Here is a 24,504-nt window from a genome sequence, read left to right on the forward strand (position 1 = left end):
GGTGAGCAAAACAATAATAAGGACCCTAGTTTGAGTATTATTGAACAATATTTAAGTCAAGCTGAAGCGCTGTTTCAGTCTAAAAACTATTCATCGGCCAGAATGTACGCACGTAAAGTGGTTAAGCGTGATGATAAACACCTTGGGGCATTGAGCTTATTAGGTCAGATTCATTTACAGCAACAACAATATAACGAGGCCGAAAACTATTTTGTCAGTGCAGCAACTATTGATCCCCATGCGGTTTCAGTGTTGACTGGCTTATTGGCTATTGCTGAAGTGAAACAAGACTTTTTCTTGGCGAAAACGTATTTATTACAATTAATTAATACCCAAAGTAACCTAGGGGAAAATCAATACAAACTCGGATTAGTCGCCACTAAAGTCGGTGATATGGCCTTAGCTGAACAATGTTTTGAATGGTGTGTAGCAAATGATTTTTCTGACCCCGCTGTGCAGCTTAATTTAGGTCATATATATAAAGCCAAAGGCGACACGTTACGAGCGGCAGATTTTTATCAGCAATATATTCAATTAAGCCCAAAGCAAGTGGGTGTAGGCTATTGGAGTTTGGCAGATTTAAAGCAGTATCGATTCAGCACGGCTGATGTAACCTTATTGCAAGGTTTTGCAACCGATGAGTCGTTAAGCAAACAAAATCAGGCATTGGTGTATTTTGCTTTGTGTAAAGCTTACGAGCAAACACAGCAAATCGATAAAGCCTGTGAGTCGATGTTATTAGCTAATCAAATAATGGCGCAGCACAGACCGTTTAAACAAGCCCAGTTTGCCAATATTGTGTTGTCACTACTTGGGCATACACCATCGCCACATATTGATAGCTTGCCGACCGCGAGTCAAACACCAATTTTTATTGTTGGTATGCCTCGTTCTGGTACCACATTAGTAGAGCAGATTTTGGCTTGTCACAGCGACGTTGGTGCTACCGATGAGTTACCGTTTATGGAACGCTTTGCGCTGCAAATGGACATGTCGGGTGGCTATAATGCAAGACTAAGTCAGCTTTCTGCCAGTCATATCGATCAATTCCGCCAACGGTATTTAGCTGAAGTGAATCATTACTTTAGCGATGCACCAACCTATGTAATCGATAAAAACCCAAATAACTTTTTACACATAGGGCTAATTAAAACCTTATTTCCTCAAGCAAAAATCATCAATGTGGTACGTAATACCGTCGACAATGGCTTGAGTGTATTTAAGCAGTTTTTCAGTTTTGGCCATGACTATTCGTATTCGTTTACGGGTATTTCAAGTTACTGGCAACATTATTTAGACATCATGCAACATTGGGATAGGTTGTACCCTAATGAGATTTTACATGTTTGTTTTGAGCAATTAGTGCGTGAACCAGAGTCACAAATTCAACGCATATTAGATTACTGTGAGTTAACGACTCAAGCGCAATGTTTTACCTTTTATGAGTCTGACCGAGCCGTATTAACGCCTAGCGCTAGTCAAGTTAGGCAGCCTATGAATCCTAAGGCAATTGGTCAGGCAGACAAATATCAAGCTTTTATACCTGAGCAAATAGCCGAGTTGGATGCCATTGCGAAAAAAGCAGCACTGCAATTCTTTAGTTAAGCAGAACTTGGAATAAGAATTTGCTATAAGCCAAAACAACCTAGTTTGGCTGACTTTATAGAAATGGCGCCTCAGGGCGCCATTTTTGTATATATTCTCAGATAAACCTATGCAGGTATTCGTCTTACTAACTCACTTTACCGTGACAGGCTTTATAGCGCTCGCCACTGCCGCAGGGGCAAGGACTATTGCGAGATGGCGGTGCAGCAATAGTGCGAGTGTTATTTTCAGCTGCTATTTTTGGTATTATTGATGTTGATGTTGATGTTGATGTTGCTGATGCAGATTTTACGGATGCTAAATTTGCACTTTTTGGTGAGCTTTTTGGTAAAGTAATAGCCTGTTTGCGTGTTGCTAATTGCTCACTAAGTTCAACATTCATACACGCCACGATAACCAATTGTTCGAACGCCTTTACCGCTGAACCAGAATGGGTCAGTTGCAGTGACTTAGCGCACTGTAGTGCTTTTATCATGGTTTGTTCACGTAACGCATGATAATGCGGCCAACCTGCTTTAGTGCACTCATATTGCAGCCATAACATCCGCCAATCGGCCACAAACTCTGCGATGACTACTGAAAATGCATTCACTTCGGCAATCTGATTTACAGGGTTGTGTTTAACCTCAGTTAACAGCTCATTAGTTAAGTATTCAACCTCAGCAACAGGCATGATCACTGGGGCATTAAATTGCTCTGTGATAAAGGTTGTAGATGAGCTTGGGTTAAAACCGACGAATTGACTGTTTAATGTTGTTGATTGATCATCTGCGATTGAACGTGAGTGTTGAAATACCGTGCGCCAAAATTGACTAGAACCGGCTAAATCAACGACTAAATGAACACGGTATTGGTCGCTGTTGTTCTCCACTTTGTGAAGCTTCCACGAGTCGAAAATCCAACATTCTCCGGCGCCCATATGCACTTGTTTGTCATGACAAAAAAACTGCACTTGCTCAGTGGTGGTAATGGGAATATGCACTCGTACCCGTTTATACCAATGGTAATTAATGTCTGAATGCAGTGGCACTTGTGCACCTGGCGCTAAGCGCATTAATCTTGAGCGGCTGAGCACCTCACCAAACGAGGCGAGTATTTGTTTTATGTAAGGGCTTTTTGCTAACGCCGCAGTGGGCTGCATTGGCCCTTTAAAGTCATTATTAAACTCGCCATTGACCGATATTAACGGAATAGCCGAATTGCCCTGAAAACCTTCATGATGAGTTACCCAATCTGCTTCGGTAAATTGTCCGATCTCTTTGGTTAATTGACCAACATCAAAGCGAAAAGGTAACTGATAAAACTCATGGGGTAACTTCATAATTGGGCTCTCTGTAATACGGCGCTTAACGTTATGATTTTCTACACAGGTATTTTTACCCGTTCTACTGACTATTTACAAATGACTTACTCAAATGACTAAATCAAACGGCTAACGCAACTGGCCATGGCATTGCTTAAATCGTTTGCCAGACCCACAAGGGCAGGGACTGTTACGAGATACATTTTGCTCGCTTGGCGTAGCGAGTTTTTCAGTTGGTTCGGGTGTCAGTGCTACAGGCTCTGCAATGTCGTGTTGCTGCCATTGAGTGTCATAGATGGGATGACTACGCTGGTGTAAATGACGATTGATTTTGTTCAGTGTTGCAGAAATATTTGGCCAGATTTTGGCGATGTTATGGTAATTCTCAAGCCATTTATTGGGTTTGGGTTTCGAGATGGTGTAGCGAGAATGCGCTAATGGCTTACTGCATAATTGCGCTAAAGCAGGGTCAAAATCAGTACCGGTAAATTGGCATAGTTGCTTAACGGTTTTCGCAGGATCTGCAATTAATTGATCATAAGACACCATGCACCAGCGATTACTGTCGATCTTTTGCAATGAATCCATAATCGCTTCATTAGCTGCTTGCCATTGAAACGCGGCAATAGCCTGTAATGGCTGGCGATTAAGTTGCTGCCATTTTTCTGGTAACAGTAGCGACCAATTACGCTTATCCCATCCCGGTAGATTTGGGTAAGTGACAAACTTATTCGACCGCCACGCTTGCATAATACTGCTGATGTTTTCTTTAGGCTCCCTCACTAAATAGATAAATAAAGCGTCGGGAAACAGCGCATTAAAAAAGTCGACCCGCAAACTGTTTTTTGGGGTTTTTTCTAAAAAGCGGATATTAGTCGTATCAATACTATCGGGTTTATTACCCTGATTATCTTGCAGCGCATCGCTAAAACGTAGCAGTAATTGCTGGCGTAATTCGTCATCGATATCTTGTTCCGTTAACGCATTAGAACTAAATTGACGATAGGCGATATTCAGCTTGGGTATGGTTTCAATTAGCGCATGACTTTCGCCGCCAATGGTCCATATAGACTGGCTTTTTGATAGAACTTCGAACAACAAAGTGCTGCCTGAACGAGGCGCGGATAAAATAATAATGGGCCGATCAAATTGATGCATAGCGGTATGATGTTATTGTTATATTTTTTAACATCATACCCACACCGATATCATATGGCTACTTTATCAATTTCAGTAGAGCCTTAAAGCGGTCACCTTGGGCAACATGTTGTAGCTCAAACAGTAGTGATTCAACATTGGTGAGATTGGCACCATCATTAAGCATCATTTGCACCCCAAGTACTTTATTGTCTGTACCCCTTGATGCAACAGCATCGGCAACAAGATGCACTTGATAGTCGTTGGCCAGTAAATCTTTGCACGTTTGGTAAACGCAAACATGGGTTTCGATACCCGCAAGAATGACATTATTGCGGTTTAATGCGTTAAGTTGTTGTTTTGCTTCTTCACAATGCCAGCCACTAAAGTGCTCTTTAGCGATAGGTTTAGTTGTTTGCGATAATATTTGTGCGAGTTCGTCGCTGGTATGGCCTAATTTATTGGGTAATTGTTCTAACCAAATAATCGGAATATCAAATAGTTGTGCACCTTGAATTAATACTGCAAGTTTTTGGTGTAGTTGAGCTGATTGCTGCATAACCTGGGCTAGCTTGCCTTGTACGTCTACAATCATTAATACACTTTGTTCTGCTGTTATCATGGTCAGTTACTCGAATGATTAAGTGAGCTGTCGAGTATTGGTTATTTTTACCGTGGTGCAAATAAGCATTTAGTCTATTATGGCTATGATAATTTTTATGAATGTTCGCTCAGAGAATGTCAGGGATTGATATGAATAAACGTATTGTCATTTGTGCCGATGGAACCTGGAATCGGCCAGAAAAAGATCTTGAAAAAGATCACGCCACTAATGTACTTAAACTCGCCAGAGCCATCAAACCCATTGCTGATGATGGTGTACCGCAACAGGTATTTTACGATTGGGGAATTGGTTCGTACTATGACTCCATGATTGGTGGGGCAACTGGGCGCGGCTTACATAAAAACATTATGGATGCTTATCGCTACATAGTGCAAAACTACTCTCCTGGCGACGAGATATACCTGTTTGGTTTTAGCCGTGGTGCATACACAGTGCGTTGTTTGTGTGGCCTCATCAATAATTGCGGTATTGTCACTCGGCCAGATGCCAAGCTTATTCAGCAAGCGTTTGACCACTATAAAATGAAAACTCAACCTTTTTCACCAGATGGTGATCGCTCTGTGGCGTTTCGTCTGCAACATTCGCATCCTTCACGTGAAGTGGCTTTTGTTGGCGTGTGGGACACCGTAGGGGCGATGGGGATCCCGCTGTCTTTTTTAGGCATGTTTGAAGATAAAGATGAGTTTTATGACGCCAAGTTAGGCCGAAATGTCAAAGTGGCTCGCCATGCACTCGCGTTAGATGAGCATCGCAGCGATTTTGAACCAACCATTTGGGCACCTCGTACCAGCATAGACATACAGCAGGTTTGGTTTATTGGCGCCCACAGTAATATTGGTGGTAGCGTTGCCCCCAATGATGACGGTAGCACCTTGTCTGATATAGCGTTGCAGTGGATGATAAGCCAAGCGCGAGCAGTTAACTTAACGGTCGAGTTACATTTAGCCGATGCTTTATTGCCTAATCCTATGGCGGATATTCAAGATTCATATCGCAGCTTTTATCGGGTTAAAAAACGCTTTATACGCGAGCTTGACCCCGAGCAAGCGCCGATATTATTGCATCAGTCGGTTAAAACGCGCTGGCTGAATGACAGTAATTATCGACCGAAAAACTTAGTAAATTACATTGCTAACCATGGTTGGCCCGATAAACTGGTGCAATAATCTGTGTTAACACCATCATTAAATAACGAGTGCTAGCAACCACTAATAGCAACCACTAATAGCAACCACTAATAGCAACCACTAATAGTAACCACTAATAGCAACCACTAATAGTAACCACTATTACTATTCATTACTAAAAACATTTCGATTAAGGACAGTATTTTGCTACGTGTATTTTTAACGCTCATCACAGTGATATGGCTCTCGTCTATATCACTTTTTTTACCCGCGGCTGAACCGACGGCTTCTGATGATTTACAAGATAAGCCGCCAGCAAAACGGATTATTGCTCTATCGCCTCATGGAGTTGAAATGCTGTTTGCTATTGGTGCTGGCGACTCAATTGTAGCCACCACCGATTATGCCGATTTCCCTGCAGCAGCTAAGAATATTCCGAGTATTGGTGGTTATTACGGTATTCAAATCGAGCGAGTGATTGAACTGAATCCCGATTTGGTGCTGGTGTGGCAAAGCGGTAATAAAATGGAAGACATTAATCAGTTACGTGATTTAGGTTTTACCGTTGTGAATAGTGATCCTAAAAGCTTAGCTGATGTTGCGACGGATATTGAACTGCTGGGTAAACTCACCGGACATTCGGTTAAAGCCAAGCAAGTGGCAGATGACTATCGTCAGCAGTTGGCTGATATTACGTTGCAAAACCAAACGAAACCTGCTGTAAAAGTGTTCTATCAATTATGGTCAACACCATTGATGACGGTGGCTAAAGGCAGTTGGATCCAAAACCTTATTGAAGTGTGTCATGGTGAAAATGTATTTTATGATGCAGCAAGTGAGTACCCACAAATTAGCATCGAAAATGTGTTACTAACCGGCGCTGAAGTGATTTTACAAAGCCAAGATGAAGGCAATATTTTAGGTATTAATTGGTCTGACTGGCCTGAACTACCCGCGGTAAAAAACCAGCATATATATCAGTTTGATGCCGATTTGCTGCATCGGGCAACCCCAAGGGCAATTCAAGGCGTTAATGCGGTTTGCGGGGCGTTGGATAAAGTAAGAAAGTAAGATTTTTATTTCAAAGATAACGGTTGTTATGTGAACATGGCCTGCGGCCACTAACGTCGTGGCGCTTCGCCAACACCAGAGTATGAATAAACGTTACTCTGATTCAAGCAAACTCCATTAATACGTCTTCCCGGTAATGCTTTTGAGCCGGGATCCAGGTGTTTGTTTTGCTTATGGCCTGCGGCCACTAACGTCGTGGCGCTTCGCCCACACCAGAATTTTCAAACTCCGTTTGAATTAACATCGCAAGGTTCCACCCTGCACGGGCCAAAAGGGGATCAACAGCAATCCCCTCTTGGATCACCCTTGCCGTTCCGGCAACATTTTCAAACAGCGAAAAGGTCGCGACGGAAATAAATCCAGCTTTTGACTTCGTTTGAAATCTTCTTCGGCCTTATTCGAAAATGCTAACGCTTCCGATAGGCCATCCCTGGCCAACGAAAGCTAGCCTGACGTCCTGTCAGGCTCACGCTATTTTCTTCAACGTCCTCAAGTTCTGAGTTGAATCAATCCCTTTACAAACAAGGCATATTACTCGTTTTCCTCATTCCGAGTTAGCAAGGTGTATAAGGGGAAAGGCAATAACCGAGCAAAGAAAAAGATGAAATACAATAAACCCCACCTCAAAAGGTGTAATCAGAACAAACAATTAGCCGAAAGGTTGTACAAAAAACTACCGTAAAAAAGCAAATTCCTATAGCATCATATGATGAGTAAAAAAGTTACTGATGTGACATCGGCCTAGCACTACAAATGATTTAAACTCTGCCAACATTTCAAGGCATGAATACTAAAACGTTAACAGCCAATTGGAGGTGACATGGAAAGTCTAGATAATATAAAAGTACTAACACGTGGAGAATCTGCGATTATTGCTGGAGTTTGCTCCGGTATTGCAGAGTATTATCATTTACGAAAAAACAGCATCAGGTTAGCATTTTTGTTAACGAGCCTATTTTTTGCCATTCCAGTATTCGCTTATATTGTTTTGTGGTTAGTGCTACCCAAATACCCGACGACAGAGGCTATGGCTCGAGACTTACGGCGAAAGAAACGACAAAGAAAATAAGCTACTTCACTTTATTTTGGTCAAGCAATTGATATTTATTGAGTTTGGTTGTCTTGAGCCGATGCTGTAGACAGATTTTTGTCTCAAAAGCATTATTCAAATGATGGGTGGCACAGATTTGTTATTAGCAGATATAAAAGTATTCATATCAACACAAAAAAAACTGACTAAAGCTTTATTGAATGAGCATCCGGAATGTACTAATTATTCATTGTTATTCAACCTGCCAAAGCATGGCAGAATTAAAGTCGATGATATGTATTGGAACTTCAAAAAGCATGGATCAGGTGTGGAGTTCAGCTGTGTTGATGATGGCAGGTTAGTTGACGTCTGTGAACATATTGAACAACCAAACTTGTTTGACGAATGGCGGCTATCTTTCTACCTAGTATCAATTCATGAAGGAGATTATAACTTAAAAAGTGAGTTGGCAGGTCTATGCCAATCTGGTCAAGTGTTACCTAGTAAAAAGTACCCTCGATTACTACTTCTTGCACAATGACTACTTGATGAGTTTTAACAATGCCTAGTCTGGATACCTGCTTAAATAATGGGTGGTACTTTTTTTTGACTCAACCACTTTTGCTGGGCTGAAATATTCAGGCTGTAAGTTGGTTGCTGTTTAAACAATGTGTGGCATGGTTTTTTTACAAGCACTTTAAATGGAACATAAACAGTTGGCTATGTTTTGCTGCGCTACACTATTTTAGCCAACTATTTCTGTCCGCTTAAGTGGGCGCTATATTAATGAGTTTGTACATATGAATGATTTATTAAAAATCCATAGAATTATTGAGGGCGCAATCGTTGGTTTAGACAGTGATATTGTATTAAACGGCTGGTGTCTTCCAGATGGAATAAATTTAAATAGTTATATTGAATTTAAAGCTAATTCAACTAAATCGAATGTTGAGCTCTTAGAACTATTTTATGAAAGAGAGTTTAATACAATTGTTTTAGCTGAGTTGAATAGACCTAGCTTAATACTAATTTCCCCATATGATTTAATGCTAAAAGAAGTTATAACAGCTTATGAATTAGGCTATTTCAATATTTGTATTCCATCGTTATTCTCAATAATTGAAGCAATGTTGGTATTTCTAGCAAATGATGGTGATTTTACAAAAATACGTTACATTAATGGGCTAAACAATACTCTAGAATTACCAGGAAATAGTAATATTGAACTCAAAAGTAAATTACATAATATTAAAGAAATAGTTGAGAACTATTTTCAAAAAATAGAGTTTAATAGTGAAGTTAGCTCATCAAAACTAAATAGACATGAAAGCGCCCATGGAAGAAAAGTAGGGTCGTACAATAAAACTGATTGTCTAAAGCTATTGGTTTTAATATCAGTGATTAAATCATGTTATAACAATTAGTGCACAGTATAGCTAACAGGACGTTAACGACTCTCATAGCCATACATTTCCCTAATGGTAGTAGACTCAAATTCTAAAATGCTTCTGCCCATAAATGACTTAGATACCTCAGCTTGAAATGTCCAAATTCAACTCTGAACTTGAGGCCGTTGAAGAAAATGACGTGAGCTGGCCATGGACGGCCAGCTAGCTTTCGAGGGGAAGGGACGCCCCATCGGAAGCGTTAGCATTTTCACTCTTTATTGCAAAATGGGCCGAGGCAGGATTCAAATACGGTTTAAAGCTGGCTCAATTTCCGTCGCAAATTTTTCGCTGCTATTGTTTGGTTAAATAGCGAAAATGTTGCCGGAACGGCAGGGGTGATCCAAGAGGGGGATTGCTGTTGATCCCCTTTTGGCCTGTGCAGGGTGGAACCTTGCGATTTTAAGCGTTAGTGGCCGCAGGCCATATCTTAAACCAACGTTTGTCTAAAAAACGAGTTCGCATCAGCTTACAAATGTATAAATTCAACCTTGAACTTGGATCTGTTGAAGAAAATGCTTACAGCATCATGTTAAGTAAAAGTTACCTAAAAATGTATATATGTTATCGACCAAGTCCAACAAGTGATTTATGCTTTGCAAACCGTGTTACGAATAAATACTAAAACATTATTTTCATGGATATTTGATAATGGATATGACTCAAAAAGAAGTTGCAGTTGTTAAAGCTGCCATTAAATCACGAAACAAAAGTAAACTGTTCCAGCCAGTGTTATTTGCGATATTAGTTGGCCTTTTAATCGCCATGTTGTTTGGCGTTTTACCTGAAGAACAGTTTGCCTATTTGGCTATTCCCTTAGTTATTTTAACGATATTGTTGCCACAACTTGGTGCTTCACCTAAATATAATGAACTAGTTGATATACTTGAAAAACAACTACCGCAACACGACACAATGGAAAGTGTTTTGTCTCAAGAGTTAAATAAAATACAAGCCAGCCAAAAAGATCATTCATAGTCATTCATGGTTTAAATTTCTGCAAAAAATAAGTTTTTGAAAATATTGCTGTTTAATTTACGTCATGATGAAAAGGAAACATCCCCCGGTTATCAATATCCTCGCTTTACTTAACTAGCTGAAATAGTTTTAATTTTTGTTTAAGTCTTACTACTAGATACACAAAAGGCTATATCGAAGAGAATTAAATTACTGGTGTAGATGAGTCAGCGAGTATCCAAAACAGGGATGTTTTGGTTAAGCCCACATGGATGTGCTCGCGGCGTCTCGCTTAATCATCTGCACATTTAGAATAACTAAGATACCCATTTTTATGTTGCTCTAACCAATTTTTGTACCTAAATTAGTTAGATGCCTAGGTTAGAAATGTGCAAATTCAACTCTGAACTTGAGGCCGTTGAAGAAAATGACGTGAGCTGGCCATGGACGGCAAGTTAGCTTTCGAGGGGAAGGGACGCCCCATCGGAAGCGTTAGCATTTTCGAATAAGGCCGAAGAACACACAGACGAAGTTAAAGGCTGGATTCAACCACGTCGCGAAATTATCGCTTTTCAGATAATTTTGATGTGGTGGCTGGGAGTTCTAAGAGGGAATAGCCGTTAATTTCCTCTTGGTCTGGTGTGGGTGAAGCGCCACGACGTTAGTGGCCGTAGGCCATAAGTACAAAGCATAAACAAACACCTGGATTCCGGCTCAAAATCATTGTCGGAATGACGTAGTATTTGGCCCGTGCAGGTGGAACCTTGCGATCTTAAGCGTTAGTGGCCGCAGGCCATAAAGTACAAAAGCACAAAAGTGCAAAGCAAAAATAACACCTGGATTCCGGCTCAAAAGCATTGCCGGAAAGACGTAGTATTTGGCCGTGCAGGGTGGAACCTTGCGATTTTAAGCGTTAATGGCCGTAGGCCATAAGTACAAAGCAAACCATAAGTGTCCGCTCGGACACTTTCTCAATGAACGGACAGTTTTCAGCGCTGTCCGCGGACACTTTTAGGGTGTTCGGTTATCTTTTTAAATTTATATCATTATGAAAAACAACAATAAATAACTATTGGCATGGCTTGTGCTTTATCTTGGCATAAATGTGAAGAGGTGGGTGCGGTCAGCGCGTTACCTAAGGACCTGAGATGATTAAAGACACAAGTAGCCAAGATACTGTTATTGCGCCTAAGTTAGGCCGTAAATTGCGCTTACCCTTGATAATAGGTTGCGGTGCCATATTGATGAGCGCGTTGGTGTGGGCGAGTTTAAGTCATGACAGTAATCAACGTTCGGTTGATGGTGCAGATTTACGTTTGGCAACCTTAACCCGTGGCACTTTGGTGCGTGATATTGCCACTACCGGTAAAATTGTGGCGGCCAATGCGCCCATTTTATATAGCACGGAAGAAGGTGTGGTGACGCTATTAAGTCAGCCTGGTGATGAGGTTGAGCTGGGGCAAGTGGTAGCCAAGATTGAAAGTCCACGTTTACAAAGTGAATTGCAACAACAGCAGTCGATGCTTGAAGGCATGCAAGGTAGTTTAGAGCGCGCCAAGTTAGATGCCCGCCGCGAGCAATTGCGCGTTAGCCAGATTTTAGACATGGCGAAAGTCGATTTAGAAGCCGCAGATCGTGAAAGTCGTCGTGGTGATCAATTGATTGAGTCGAGTTTGATCAGCAAAATCGATTTTGAAAAAAGCAAAGATGATTTACACAAAGCCAAATTATTACATAAGCATGCCCAGCAAGAAGTTGAGCTTATGCGCGATACCCTCAGTTTTGAAATTAAAAACCGCACCCTTGAAGTACAACGCCAAGCGCTAGTAGTGAGGGAGTTAACTCGTCAAGCCAACGCCTTGAGTATTATCGCGCCGGTTAGCGGCATTATTGGTAACTGGCTGGTGGAGCAAAAAGCCCGTATTGCCGCCAGCCAACCAATATTAACTGTGGTCGATTTAACTGCCTTTGAAGCTGAGTTAGCTGTGCCAGAGTCTTATGCCGATGAACTGGGTTTAGGGATGGATGTCGAGCTGAGTTTTGGCAACGTTAATATGGTAGGCCAATTATCGTCAATTTCACCCGAAGTACGTAATCGTGAAGTGACCGCCCGAGTGCGTTTTGCTGACAGTAACACCTTATCGTTACGTCAAAATCAGCGTTTGTCTGCCCGAGTCTTACTGGAAAACAGACCCAATGTGTTGATAGTGAAACGCGGTGATTTTCTCAATATGGGCGGCGAAGTGGCGTATCAAGTGAGTGACGCTGTTGCTCATAAGAAAGTCGTTAAATTGGGCGCACGCAGTATGAGCCAAGTTGAAGTGCTTGAAGGCGGTGAAGAGGGTGATGTATGGGTGATATCCGGTACCGAAACCTTTAAAAATGATCCAACAATTCAAATCCGATAGCTAAGTTGATAATTAAGTCGATAGCTAAATCAATAACGAATCAAATAACTAAACACTCAACTGAGTAAGGACATTCTATGACTTTTATTCAACGTAGACAGCTTATCGCGCTAGGTGCTTTATTTATTCTAGCGATGGCAGTGAGTTACCGCATTGATAATCAAACAGATTGGTTGTCGGTTAGTTTGCAATTAATTGACATGAGTAGCCAGGTTTCGAATCGATTAAGAGATATTAGTCCTACCGTTAGTTTGCATATTGATATTAGCGACATGGTCAAGATTAAGCTGCTGTTTTAGCCATGACTAATACTAACGGCGCTGACGCCAATAGCATTAAAAACAAAAGTATTTAACAAAGCCGTATTCAGATTTGCAAGATTGACATTATCAGCCCTAGGCGCTGGGATGCGACAACCGAATTAACCAAGGAAGCCATTATGTTATCCATGAAAAATATCAGTAAAGTATTCAAAACTGACTTAGTTGAAACCCATGCGTTACGCGACTTTAACCTTGAAGTGAAAGAAGGCGAATTTGTCGCGGTGACAGGCCCGTCTGGTTCAGGTAAAACCACCTTTTTGAATATTGCGGGTTTGCTCGAAGGCTTTACCTCTGGCGAGTTCAGCCTTGATGGCGTGAATGTGTCGAATTTAAGTGACAACAAAAGCGCTAAAGTCCGTAATGAAAAAATTGGCTTTATCTTTCAGGGGTTCAACCTTATTCCCGACCTTAATCTAGCCGAAAACGTCGAAGTGCCGCTGCGTTATCGCGGTATGAATGCCAGTGAGCGTAAGCGCCGAGTCGAATCAGCATTAGAACAAGTCGGCTTAGGTGCGCGGATGAAACACTTACCGACGCAATTGTCTGGCGGACAACAACAACGTGTCGCTATTGCGCGTGCATTAGCAGGCGAACCACGGTTTTTATTAGCCGATGAACCAACCGGTAATTTAGACAGCTTAATGGCGCGCCAGGTGATGGAATTACTTGAAAATATCAATCAACAAGGCACCACTATTATTATGGTGACCCATGACTCAGAGCTTGCGCGTCGTGCCCAGCGCAATATTCAAATTGTTGATGGCCAGGTGTGTGATTTTTCGATGTACCAACCAGCTGCTACCGGCACTCGCTAAGGGGAACACTATGTTTTTTTACTATTGTGATTTAGCGTGGCGAAGTATCCGTAAAACGCCGATGTTATCGATGTTGATGGTATTAGCGATTTCGATTGGTATCGGCATTACTATCACTACGCTCAATGTCTATAAAACTATGTCTTATAATCCGGCGGGCGATCGCAGTGAGGTGATTAATTCAGTGCAGTTGTGGAGCCAAGGCTTGGATACCTGGGATGAGTTTATTCCAAGCATCACCTATATGGATGCGATGAACTTGCGCAATAACAAAGAATTAAGCCTCAAAGCAGCGACTTATCGAACTGGCTTAGCATTACAATCTGACAATCCTAAAATTGAACCCGTGTTGAACAGCGTTCGGTTAACCGACAGAGACTTTTTTCGGATTTTTTCGGTACCCTTTATTTATGGCAGTTACTGGGATACCAGTGTTGATTTACGCCCAGCTTACCAAGTGGTGATTAGTCAAAAATTAAATTTACGCTTTTTTGAAGGTAAAAATAGCGTAGGCAAAACACTCTTTTTAGACCGTAAACCTTATCAAATTGTTGGGGTGATTGATGACTGGAATCCGCAACCTAAATACTACGATCCACTTAATGGTGCCTTTAATGATGCTGAAGAGATATTCATTCCGTTCTCGTTAACAGGCCAAGAAGAATTTGATGTATGGGGTAACACCAGCGGTTGGAAGTTCGAACCCATGATCACATACAGCGACCGCTTAGCGTCAGAAAAAGTATGGATTCAATTTTGGACTGAACTGAACACCGATGAGCAGAAACAAAGCTTTTTAGGCTGGTTAACGCGTTATGTTGAGCAGCAAAGAGCACTCGGCCGCTTTACTGATACCGCTAAAACCCCTAGCGAGTCAGTGCAAATTAGCGACATCGCGAAATGGCTCGAAGATAACGATGTGGTGCCTAAAGATAATAAAATATTAGTCGGCTTAAGCTTGCTGTTTTTAAGCGTGTGCTTGGTGAATATTCTCGGGCTGTTGCTAACCAAGTTTTTAAAGCGTGCGCCAGAGGTGGGTGTTCGTCGTGCTATTGGTGCCAGCCGTGGACAGATTTTTAGTCAGTATATGGTCGAAGTGGGTATGATTGGTTTTATCGGTGGCGTAGTGGGTTTGTTATGGGCTTGGGGGTCGTTAACGGCGCTGCATAGCTATTTTTCAATGGACCAAAGTGTTACTGGACTTGATGCCAGTATGTGGATTATCACGCCATTAATTGCTATTTCTACCGCGGTATTGGCTGGGGTTTACCCTGCTTGGGTGGTGTGCCGCACTAAACCCAGTGTGTATTTAAAAGCCCAATAACTCCAGTTAAGCTTAAGAAAGGACATCACCATGTTACATATCAAACCGATTTTATCCAGTTTAATGCGCAGTAAAAGTGCGCCGGTTTTATTGCTATTGCAGATTATTTTGTCGGTTGCGATAGTCGCCAATGCGAGTTTTATTATTAACGAACGTTTGTCGCTAATGCAGCGAGAATCTGGCTATGCCGAAGATCAGATCCTGACCTTTAACCTGTATAATTTCGATCCTGCTATCGACAACATGAAACAAAACCAAGTTGACCAACAAATTTTGCGTTCGCTGCCCAATGTAATTGATGCCAGTTACAGCAATATGTTGCCGTTAAGCGGCAGCGGATGGATGGATCGCTATGTTGACGGCCCAGATGCAGATACCGCTAAAAGCACCCCTGGGTTTGCCTTTTATTTGGGTAATGAGCACTTACTCAATGTGATGGGAGCGAAGTTAATTGCTGGGCGAAATTTTACCGCCGATGAAATTAATACCAGCTTAGATGACAGCGGCATGATGGCGTTAGTGTCGCAACCGTTAGCCAAAGCCTTTTGGGGCGATGAGTCACCTTTAGGTAAAACCATGTATCAAGGTGAGCAAGCCGTGACCATTATAGGCGTAGTGGATAAGCTGCAAGGTGCTTGGGTTGACCACGAAAACTTTGAATACAGCGTGATCCAGAATATCGATTTTGGTGGCAGTAGTAGTAATAAATCTTACATGGTGCGGGCATTACCTGAACATATTCCAGCGTTAGAAGAAGCCATTAGTAAAGCCTTGCATGCAGAAAACCCAAACCGTGTAGTGGAGAACTTCCAAACCCTCACCACAATTAAAAATTTAACTTACAGTAACCACCGTTTAATGGCGACAGTGTTAAGTATTATGGTGGTGTTATTGTTATTAATTACAGCGTTGGGATTAACCGGTATGGTGATGTTTAATATTCAACGCCGCACCAAACAAATAGGCACTCGCCGCGCGCTGGGTGCACGTAAACGTGACATTATAGAATACTTTATGGTGGAAAATTACCTAATTTGTATTGTCGGTGGGGTCATCGGTGGCATGCTATCGTTGGTACTTGGGCAGCAATTAATGTCACTGTATAGCTTACCTATGGTACCGGTGATTTATCCGATTATCTCTGTTATTGGTTTGCTGGTTGTAACTACGCTAGCGGTAATAGTGCCCGCAGCTAAGGCGGCTAATATTTCACCCGCCATGGCAACGCGCAGTGTGTAGACCGCATACCATTAGAGGCTCAGCTTGGTACTCAGCTTGAGACTCTATGCGAGACAGTCATTGCTAATGTATTGAATTTTGCCCTAGCGTGCTAGGCTTATAAACGTGACTAATAAATACAGATATTTGGATATAACTCAATGAGAACAACATCATCGTAATGGATAATATTTTAATTGTTGATGACAATCATGCCATTTGCCAAGCGCTTGCGCTAATGATTGAGCTGCATGGCTATCAAGCTATTTTTTGTCACTCACCTGATGCGGCTATTGAGATTGTGACTAATAAAGAGATCAGCTTAGTCATTCAAGACATGAACTTTAGCCGTGATACCACCTCGGGTGAAGAAGGCAAGCAACTGTTTTACGCATTGCGTCAGTTACAGCCTAATTTACCGATTATTTTAATGACTGCGTGGACCCAATTAGAAACCGCTGTCGAGTTGGTTAAAGCGGGGGCAGCTGATTACATGGGGAAACCGTGGGATGATGCTAAGCTACTCAATAGTATTAGTAACCTATTATCAATTTATCGACTGTCTCAGCAAAATAGTCAATTAACCCGGATAGACAGTGAACGCATGTCGGCCATTAATGGCGCCGATTTATGTGGCTTAATTTTTGGTAGTGGTGCCATGCAGCGCTGTGTTGATTTGGCATTGCAAGTTGCGCGTTCCGATGTGTCGGTGATGATCACTGGCCCCAATGGCGCGGGTAAAGACAAAATAGCCGATATTTTACAGGCCAATTCGCCACTAAAAGATAAACCGTTTATTAAGGTCAACATTGGCGCTTTACCAATGGATTTATTAGAGGCCGAATTGTTTGGCGCTGAAGCGGGCGCTTTTACGGGCGCCAATAAAACCCGTATGGGCCGTTTTGAAGCTGCCGATGGTGGCACGTTATTTTTAGATGAAATTGGTAATTTGCCATTATCTGGCCAAGTAAAGTTATTACGGGTATTACAAACCGGTGAGTTTGAACGTTTAGGCAGTCATCAAACCCGCAAAGTGAATGTACGGGTAATTAGTGCTACCAACGCGGATTTAGCCGACGACATTGCTCATGGGCGTTTTCGTGAAGATTTATTTTATCGCTTAAATGTCATTGAGCTAGCCATATCACCATTGAATCAACGCCAGGACGATATTTTACCCTTAGTGAAACACTTTATAGGTGCTCATTTTAGCCTTGATAAGTCGACCCAGCAGGCGTTAATTAATCATAGTTGGTCGGGTAATGTGCGTGAATTAGAAAACGCCTGCAAAAGGGCGGCGCTGTTAGCTAAGTCACCACAATTAACGATTGATGACTTTGGCTTGATGGCGATAGCTAATGGCGGTGCAGCTACCCAGCATGCGCTTGTTGTTGAACATCATCTTGGTCAACAAGATCATGGTATGGATGATACTCAGTCGATTTGCGAACCCGATAAGCAACAGCTAGAAGACGCTTTAGCGCAATATAATGGCGTCATTGCCAGAGTAGCAAAATCCTTTGGCTTAAGTAGGCAAGCCCTTTATCGCCGTATGGAGAAATATGGCCTTAGGGTGACTAGATAATGATGTTATCACTGCGCACTAAATTGCTGATCAGTAACATGTTGAGCTGCCTTTTGGGAGCGATGTCAGGCGCTTTAGTGTGGCTTACATTGGGTGATGACACCTTATGGTTGGCTATTATTGTGATGCTGGCGGTGTGTTATTTTTGCAGTATGTGGCTAACAAGACGATTAAGTGAAAGTCTGCAAGCATTGGAAATCGGTCTACTTAACTTTAAAGATAATGATTTTAGTGTGTCGCTGCATCCCTACGGCGAACCACAATTAGATGCGCTAGTGAGCTTATATAACCAAGCATCGGCAAAATTGCGTAGTGAGAGGCAGTTTATTTATCAGCGCGAGTTAATGCTCGATAAAGTGATTCAGAACTCACCTAATGTCATGCTATTAATCGATGATTCCCAGCGAGTCATTTACGCCAATGGCGCAGCAAGACATTTGTTTAATCAGGGCGTCAAAGTAGAAGGCATGTTGTTACCTGATCTTGTGGTGATGTTACCCGACACGCTTAAAGCGGCGTTAAGCAGTGAGCAAGAAGGACTGTTTTCGATGGGCGGTAGCGGGGCCGATGGTGTTGATAGTCATTCTAATACTGATGCTGACAGTAGCGACGTTGAAACCTGGCATATCTCTCGTGGCCGCTTCACTCAAAACAATCAGCAACACCATTTAATTTTGCTTAAACAGCTCACCAAAGAACTTAACCGCCAAGAAGTGGCTGTGTGGAAAAAGGTGATTCGAATTATTAGCCACGAGCTTAATAACTCGGTCGCGCCCATTGCTTCTATGGTCAACTCCGGTAAGTTTTTAACCCAGCACTTAGACAACAGTAAGCTGCAATTGATTTTTGATACCATCGAAAATCGCACCACACACCTGAGCCAATTTATCTCTCATTATGCCCAGTTTGCTAAATTGCCACTGCCACAAAAAGCCTTAATTGATTGGGCTAAGATGACCCAGCAATTAGCGCAGCAATACCCATTTAACCTGTTATCACCTTTACCAGTTAATCCAATCAAGCTCGATGCAGTGCAATTAGAACAAGTCTTTATCAATCTGCTTAAAAACGCCCACGAGTCTGGCGCGGTGGCAGACACTGTGTCGATAACGTTTGAGGAAGTGACTCATCCAATTAACGGGTTATTAATCAAAGTAGATGACCAAGGTTGCGGGATGTCTAGCGAGGTATTGTCGCAAGCATTGTTACCGTTTTACTCAACTAAACAATCTGGTACTGGGATAGGTTTGCCATTATGTCGTGAAATTATTGAAGCCCATGGTGGCCGAATTAGCATGCAAAACCGCGTAGAGGGTGGCTTAAGCGTTAAAGTGTGGTTGCCTTCACTGCAGGGTTAACACTGACTAATGATGAATAAAGTCTGATAGTTTTGAGTAATATTTTCCAAAAGAGAGTTGAAGCCTTAAAGCGTTTTTCAAATATGGCCAGCGGCCACTAACGTCGTGGCGCTTCGCCCACACCAGATTAAGGTAGTAAGTTGTCAACTTACGCAGGGTAATTTAATCGTCTTCCCGGCTCAAAAGTACTGCCGGGACGACGAGAAAGTAGTTATCAAGCTTTGTCCTGAAATGAGTTAACGTAAATTAGCTACTTACTCACTACCGCTCGAATTAAGCCGCGTTGAAACCAGGTTTGCATGGTTTGCAGTACCATCATTGGCGCAGATTGCTCGTCGTGCCATTGCAACATTTGTTCACACTGGTCGGCAAAGTTGTTGCCCTGAATAAACCCGAGTAACAACGCATGTTGCTCTGTCGTTAATGATACAAATTCTGTTAACCGCGACTCTCCGCGCCATAATAACCACGCTCTAGGCGACTCATAGTCTGGTGCGGGAGGTGCGGTATCTATTTTCAAGGCTTGCCAAGCTTCGACTGCATTACTGTTACAAGTGAATATTTGTACGCTAGGATGAAAGCGTAAACAGCAATTGGGCCACAATTCTGGTGATATGGCCTGTAAGTCGCTAAAGCTTGTACGGGCGCAGTCTGCAGCATCAAATGCATTAAGTAACCGGCGCTCGAATCGGGCTAAATCGGTGATAATCGGATGCTGTTTAAAAAACGCATCTTGTTGTAAAAAATCCGGTAAACCATCACAAAACTGGCGCAATGACTTATTACTTGATGGATATTGACGAGTATAGTCGGCTGCCATTTTATCGAATAAATCGTCACCCAAATACAAACCTAGCAGCTGGTGGTCGGTTTCAATGGTTTCTTTTAATCGAATTCGGTAAGCGTTGGCATAAATTTGTAGGCGATCATCGGCGCTGATCCCCGCTTGTTCAGACACGTTTGCTTTCATCACCGATTGAATCTGTCCGTGTTGTGTATCCGAACCATCAGACAGTAAATATTGCATAAATTGTTGTTGAATTTCAGCTAAACGACTCATTGTTATGCCCTGACTTTTTGCGATGAAGCATGATTAGCGCTGATGAATTTGCTGACGTCATCAAGTGAACGAGTGCCAAACTGTGAGCGTGCTAGGGCTGGGTCGTCGGGTAAGGTTAACTGAGCAATGTTTTTCGCTTCGAGTAATTCTTGGTATAACGCTGGGAACTCGGGAATATTAGCGTCGCGCTCAATCATGGTGCTAACCGCGCCAAAGCGCTCTAGTGCCGCTTGGTATAAGGTCCACACTGACGGCGGAATATCATGGTCGTGGGTATCAATGACATAATCACCAAAGTCGCTGTGGCCAGCTAAGTGAAACTGTTGTACCCGGCGTGGGTCGATTTTTTTAAGGTAATCGAGTGGATTAAAATGATGATTACGGGCGCTGACATAAATATTATTGATGTCGAGTAATATTAAGCAATCTGCGGCTTCTGCTACTTGGCTTAAAAAATCCCATTCATCCATGGTCGAGTCTTGGTATGACAAATAGCTCGATACGTTTTCCAGTAAAATTCGACGACCTAGTACGTCTTGTACTTGCCGAACTCGCTGCGCGACATGATTAACGGTTTCTTCGGTATAAGGCAGTGGCAGTAAGTCATGGCTATTGACGCCGTGAATTGAGGTCCAGCAAATATGATCAGATATCCATTTAGGTTGAATGTCGTTACTGAGCTTTTTAAGGGCTTTTAAGTAATCCATGTCTAAAGGATCGGTACTGCCTATCGACATTGATACGCCATGCATCACTACAGGATATTGTTCGGCAATGGCTTCTAAATAATATCGGGGTTTACCACCAGCGACTAAGTAGTTTTCAGATAGCACTTCAAACCAGTCAATATCTGGCTGGTGTTGCAAAATGTATTCAAAATGGTCGGTTCGTAAGCCCAAGCCAAATCCGAGAAAGTCTTCTGTAATGCGCGTATCTGGCATGGTGAATCCTATTTTAATGCAAATTTTCTAGCTTGATTTAGGCAAAACTTGCGTTAATAATTGAGATAGTAAGCTGATGACCCTGTCACAATAGTAGGTGACAGCGTCATCAAACGAAGCTTAATTAGCTTGTTTTACCGCCAATATCAGCACAAGATTTTGCTGTAGTGCTAACAAAACCAGTGCCTTTACAACTTGCCATACCGCCACAAGCGTTATCAGCACCTTTACAATCGTTATGGCCTTTACAGACGTTAACACCGTAACAATGTACTAAATCGGCTTTAGTGACTTTACCAACCCAATCATCTTTTTGCGTGCCGCCTACATCAGCACAGGCTTTTGAAGGCATGCCAACAAAACCAGTGCCTTTACAACTTGCTTGACCGCCACAGGCATTGTCGGCTGTTTTACAATCGTTATGGCCTTTGCAGGTGTTAACGCCGTAACAATGGACTAAATCTGTTTCGCCTGCTGCCAAAGGTGCCGTGCTTGTTTCAGCGGCCATAGCCTGACCTGATAAGCTTGCCATTGCGAGTGCTAATGCTGCGCCGGTTAAGCTGCTTTGTGCTTTCATATTCATGATGTATTCCTTGCATTTGTGGTTATTATGTTTACTGCTATTCATGTTTACCCATGACAAGATTGACTGGGTACAGCCATTATTCTTGTTAGGAGGTATTAGTAATGACCGTGGTGCTGCGAAAGATCTTTCAAGTTAAAGTGTAGACTAGTCACTAAAATGTTGTTGATGTGTTAACTTGTGATTGATTTATAAGGTGAAACAATAATTTACGATTTTGCAGATGAGTGCTTAAGCATTATATGAATTAGGTTGTTATTAAGGCCGGTAGATTATGTTATTTTGTTCTGATTACACTAGTGGTTAACACAACGCGTTCAATCGTAACGAATACAACGAATACAACTAAAACACAGCTACACATAATAAGAATATTAATAACTAAGGATAGATTATGCAGACGATACTGATATGTTTATTGATTGCCATGCTGTTGCCGTATGCGGCAAAAGTTCCATTAGCGATGGCAATGGCTAAATTAGGCCGATATGACAATGACCATCCAAGAGCCCAGCAAGCTCAATTAACCGGTTTTGGGGCGCGAGCATTAGCAGGGCATCAAAATGCATTTGAATCGCTAATCGTATTTGGGATTGCAGTATTAACAGCATTACTGACCAATAATGTCACCGATATTGTTGCGCTTTTAGCCATAGTACATGTGGTCGCACGGCTGGTTTACCATGCGCTGTATTTATTGAATTTTGGAACATTACGTTCATTGTCTTGGTTTGTTGCCATCGGTGCATCGATTGGAATATTTTGCCAAGCGTTTTAAGCTTATGTTACTCAAACAACGGTGACTCCCATAAAAAAACGCCTTAATGGCGTTTTTTTATGGGAGTCAGTTGATACTCGTCATCATGAGGGTAGTCTAGGCTTAGTATTGGTTTCGCATTGGTTTAGTATTGGCTTCGCATTGGGTTTAGTATTGGCTTAATCTAGACTCGCAACACGTTCGTAGCCCATTTCGGTTAATTGGTCGTTAACGCAATCAAGCAAAAATGCGCCGACTTCACTTTCTGGCAGTTGGTCTTCAAGTGCAATTTGCTGGCAGGCTTCTTTTAATGAAACTACATCGTTAACGGGTGCTTGGGGAAGTGCAGCAGCACTAAAACTCATCGCTGTACCGCTAATTAACATAGCAGCTAAAGTCGTAAGGGCTAAACGTGAATGACGTGAATGTTGCATGGTTGTTCCTTCTTGGGAGAACTTTGTTATTTTGACAAATACTACTGCAGCTTAGTTCCGTTAGATATAGCGATTAACGCGCTTTTTATGATTTTATATACAAAAAGTAAGGTATTGAATATGGTTTCGTTGCTCACTCAAGTAAAAAGTTGTCAACTTTGCGTATCAAGCCTGGTAGATGGTGTACGTCCAGTAGTGCAAATTGATCCGCAAGCAAAAGTGTTGATCATCGGTCAGGCCCCTGGACGTAAAGTACATTTGTCGGGTATTCCATTTGATGACGCCAGTGGCGACCGATTGCGTCTGTGGTTAGGGGTAACGAGAGACGTTTTTTACGATGCCAAACAGATTGCTATTATGCCGATGGGCTTTTGTTATCCGGGCAGTTATGCCAGTTCTGGTAAAGGAAAATCTGGCGACTTACCTCCTCGGCCAGAATGCGCGCCTAAATGGCATAGTTTATTGCTGCAGCAGTTAGTTAACGTCAAGTTGGTCTTGCTGGTGGGGCAATATGCACAACAGTATTATTTAACCGATAAGCCGAAAACATTAACCGAAACAGTGCAGCAATGGCGCAGGTTTGGGCCTCGTTATATCCCAATCCCACACCCCAGTCCGCGCAATAATATTTGGCTTAGTCGTAATCCATGGTTTGAAGATGAGTTACTTAGCGACATTCGTCCACGCATTGCGAATGCGTTAGCCTAAACGTGGTGTTTTTTGATCTACTGTATTTATCTACTGTCTTGAACTACTATATTTAAATACTGTCTTGAACTAGTACTCAGTTATTTTTACGTTATTGTTTTTGATTAATAAAGTCGATAGCGCTTTTATCTAAGCAGCGTTTAGACAAATAAGTCGTGGTTTTTTGTAGTTTAATTAACAAGCCTGCATCGGTTTCAGTAATTCGATAAATATCAGTCCACAAAATCTGTTGATTAACATGCAGCGACTGACTACTGATACCATTATCATCTATTGTAAGATTGACATGCTCACCTGCCGCTTTACTCATCATTTGACGCCATAACCACCAGGTTTTATTAAAACGAATACTCAAAAACTCTACCACGGCTAAGCCAATAAAAAAGTAACCTAAATAGTAGGTTTCTTTGGTGCTCATTGATGTTGGGCTTAGTGTGTCGAGCATTAAAATAGCCAAACCAACCAGTGCAAAAATGGCGGTTTTAATAAAACGTTTTGGTGATGTGCTGGGATGAATTGATTGCAGATAGCATTCTTCAAAGTACGACTTGTCTAGTACATATTCAGCAGTATAACTAAAGGCTTGTGACATGATGACCTAATTTACGGCAGTTGATGGGCATGATTATCGCATAGTCATCAGTTTGCTCAAAGCCTGCTTAGTGGTGAAATAAAAGCGCCATGGTGATT

The 24,504-nt window shown here is 42.1% G+C and carries 24 protein-coding genes; 16 read left to right on the forward strand and 8 right to left on the reverse strand.

The features are described from left to right. Positions 1-30 precede the first annotated feature (30 nt). A complete protein-coding gene (locus AAEY98_RS01545; RefSeq protein WP_351014668.1) occupies positions 31-1,605 on the forward strand; it encodes a tetratricopeptide repeat-containing sulfotransferase family protein in 1,575 nt (524 codons plus the stop codon). A 127-nt stretch (positions 1,606-1,732) separates the two neighbouring features. Here the strand turns inward: AAEY98_RS01545 and AAEY98_RS01550 are convergent, their stop codons facing one another. The 3 genes from AAEY98_RS01550 to AAEY98_RS01560 form a co-directional block, all read right to left on the reverse strand. Continuing rightward, a complete protein-coding gene (locus tag AAEY98_RS01550) occupies positions 1,733-2,926 on the reverse strand; it encodes an aspartyl/asparaginyl beta-hydroxylase domain-containing protein (RefSeq protein ID WP_351014670.1) in 1,194 nt (397 codons plus the stop codon). Between the two features lie 111 nt (positions 2,927-3,037). After that, positions 3,038-4,066, reverse strand: coding sequence for a sulfotransferase family protein (locus tag AAEY98_RS01555; protein WP_351014672.1), 1,029 nt, complete (start codon positions 4,064-4,066; stop codon positions 3,038-3,040). Positions 4,067-4,124: 58 nt separating this feature from the next. After that, on the reverse strand, positions 4,125-4,667 hold the full coding sequence (locus AAEY98_RS01560; protein WP_182745197.1) for an isochorismatase family protein: 543 nt from the start codon (positions 4,665-4,667) through the stop codon (positions 4,125-4,127). A gap of 131 nt (positions 4,668-4,798) precedes the next feature. Between AAEY98_RS01560 and AAEY98_RS01565 the strand changes: the two genes are divergently transcribed. The 13 genes from AAEY98_RS01565 (at position 4,799) to AAEY98_RS01625 (ending at position 19,331) form a co-directional block, all read left to right on the forward strand. Next, a complete protein-coding gene (locus tag AAEY98_RS01565) occupies positions 4,799-5,836 on the forward strand; it encodes a T6SS phospholipase effector Tle1-like catalytic domain-containing protein (RefSeq protein WP_351014674.1) in 1,038 nt (345 codons plus the stop codon). Between the two features lie 213 nt (positions 5,837-6,049). After that, positions 6,050-6,868: a cobalamin-binding protein gene (locus AAEY98_RS01570; RefSeq protein ID WP_049763570.1), complete on the forward strand. Its 819-nt coding sequence runs from the start codon at positions 6,050-6,052 to the stop codon at positions 6,866-6,868. An 820-nt stretch (positions 6,869-7,688) separates the two neighbouring features. Further along, positions 7,689-7,937, forward strand: coding sequence for a PspC domain-containing protein (locus tag AAEY98_RS01575; RefSeq protein ID WP_351011086.1), 249 nt, complete (start codon positions 7,689-7,691; stop codon positions 7,935-7,937). 100 nt (positions 7,938-8,037) lie between these two features. After that, complete coding sequence (locus AAEY98_RS01580) at positions 8,038-8,439, forward strand: DUF6896 domain-containing protein (RefSeq protein WP_350995797.1); 402 nt, start codon at positions 8,038-8,040, stop codon at positions 8,437-8,439. Between the two features lie 259 nt (positions 8,440-8,698). Continuing rightward, positions 8,699-9,322 (forward strand): hypothetical protein, encoded by a 624-nt coding sequence (locus tag AAEY98_RS01585; protein WP_351014676.1) that lies wholly within the window; start codon positions 8,699-8,701, stop codon positions 9,320-9,322. Between the two features lie 672 nt (positions 9,323-9,994). Continuing rightward, positions 9,995-10,321 carry a hypothetical protein gene (locus tag AAEY98_RS01590; protein WP_335689926.1) on the forward strand — a complete coding sequence of 109 codons (327 nt, stop codon included), beginning with the start codon at positions 9,995-9,997 and terminating at the stop codon, positions 10,319-10,321. A gap of 1,127 nt (positions 10,322-11,448) precedes the next feature. Then, the gene (locus AAEY98_RS01595) at positions 11,449-12,708 is read left to right on the forward strand and encodes an efflux RND transporter periplasmic adaptor subunit (RefSeq protein ID WP_351014678.1); all 1,260 of its coding nucleotides are present in this window, start codon (positions 11,449-11,451) and stop codon (positions 12,706-12,708) included. 77 nt (positions 12,709-12,785) lie between these two features. Beyond that, a complete protein-coding gene (locus tag AAEY98_RS01600) occupies positions 12,786-13,007 on the forward strand; it encodes a hypothetical protein (protein ID WP_182771439.1) in 222 nt (73 codons plus the stop codon). A 140-nt stretch (positions 13,008-13,147) separates the two neighbouring features. After that, positions 13,148-13,846: an ABC transporter ATP-binding protein gene (locus AAEY98_RS01605; protein WP_123883845.1), complete on the forward strand. Its 699-nt coding sequence runs from the start codon at positions 13,148-13,150 to the stop codon at positions 13,844-13,846. 10 nt (positions 13,847-13,856) lie between these two features. Further along, positions 13,857-15,170, forward strand: coding sequence for an ABC transporter permease (locus AAEY98_RS01610; protein ID WP_351014680.1), 1,314 nt, complete (start codon positions 13,857-13,859; stop codon positions 15,168-15,170). Positions 15,171-15,200: 30 nt separating this feature from the next. After that, a complete protein-coding gene (locus AAEY98_RS01615) occupies positions 15,201-16,409 on the forward strand; it encodes an ABC transporter permease (RefSeq protein ID WP_351014682.1) in 1,209 nt (402 codons plus the stop codon). 160 nt (positions 16,410-16,569) lie between these two features. Then, a complete protein-coding gene (locus AAEY98_RS01620) occupies positions 16,570-17,973 on the forward strand; it encodes a sigma-54-dependent transcriptional regulator (RefSeq protein ID WP_351014684.1) in 1,404 nt (467 codons plus the stop codon). A 2-nt stretch (positions 17,974-17,975) separates the two neighbouring features. Beyond that, positions 17,976-19,331 (forward strand): sensor histidine kinase, encoded by a 1,356-nt coding sequence (locus tag AAEY98_RS01625; RefSeq protein ID WP_351014780.1) that lies wholly within the window; start codon positions 17,976-17,978, stop codon positions 19,329-19,331. A gap of 250 nt (positions 19,332-19,581) precedes the next feature. Here the strand turns inward: AAEY98_RS01625 and AAEY98_RS01630 are convergent, their stop codons facing one another. The 3 genes from AAEY98_RS01630 to bufA2 all read right to left on the reverse strand — a co-directional run bounded on the left by AAEY98_RS01630 (position 19,582) and on the right by bufA2 (position 21,915). Then, the gene (locus AAEY98_RS01630; protein ID WP_351014686.1) at positions 19,582-20,391 is read right to left on the reverse strand and encodes an HvfC/BufC family peptide modification chaperone; all 810 of its coding nucleotides are present in this window, start codon (positions 20,389-20,391) and stop codon (positions 19,582-19,584) included. 2 nt (positions 20,392-20,393) lie between these two features. Beyond that, positions 20,394-21,332 carry an MNIO family bufferin maturase gene (gene bufB, locus AAEY98_RS01635; protein ID WP_101085838.1) on the reverse strand — a complete coding sequence of 313 codons (939 nt, stop codon included), beginning with the start codon at positions 21,330-21,332 and terminating at the stop codon, positions 20,394-20,396. 124 nt (positions 21,333-21,456) lie between these two features. Then, entirely contained in the window at positions 21,457-21,915 is a 459-nt protein-coding gene (gene bufA2, locus AAEY98_RS01640) for a BufA2 family periplasmic bufferin-type metallophore (RefSeq protein ID WP_101085837.1), read from the reverse strand. 394 nt (positions 21,916-22,309) lie between these two features. Between bufA2 and AAEY98_RS01645 the strand changes: the two genes are divergently transcribed. Continuing rightward, on the forward strand, positions 22,310-22,693 hold the full coding sequence (locus tag AAEY98_RS01645; protein ID WP_101085836.1) for an MAPEG family protein: 384 nt from the start codon (positions 22,310-22,312) through the stop codon (positions 22,691-22,693). 158 nt (positions 22,694-22,851) lie between these two features. On the opposite strand, the gene AAEY98_RS01650 is transcribed toward AAEY98_RS01645, so the two are convergent. Next, complete coding sequence (locus tag AAEY98_RS01650; protein WP_182745074.1) at positions 22,852-23,106, reverse strand: hypothetical protein; 255 nt, start codon at positions 23,104-23,106, stop codon at positions 22,852-22,854. Positions 23,107-23,220: 114 nt separating this feature from the next. Here AAEY98_RS01650 and AAEY98_RS01655 point away from each other — a divergent pair, with 114 nt between their 5' ends. Beyond that, positions 23,221-23,814: a uracil-DNA glycosylase family protein gene (locus AAEY98_RS01655; RefSeq protein ID WP_502959630.1), complete on the forward strand. Its 594-nt coding sequence runs from the start codon at positions 23,221-23,223 to the stop codon at positions 23,812-23,814. 91 nt (positions 23,815-23,905) lie between these two features. Here AAEY98_RS01655 and AAEY98_RS01660 read toward each other — a convergent pair whose 3' ends face one another. Then, entirely contained in the window at positions 23,906-24,406 is a 501-nt protein-coding gene (locus AAEY98_RS01660; protein ID WP_162022491.1) for a YcxB family protein, read from the reverse strand. Positions 24,407-24,504: the final 98 nt, after the last annotated feature.

It is taken from the genome of Shewanella sp. AC91-MNA-CIBAN-0169, assembly GCF_040310165.1.
Lineage (GTDB): Bacteria > Pseudomonadota > Gammaproteobacteria > Enterobacterales > Shewanellaceae > Shewanella.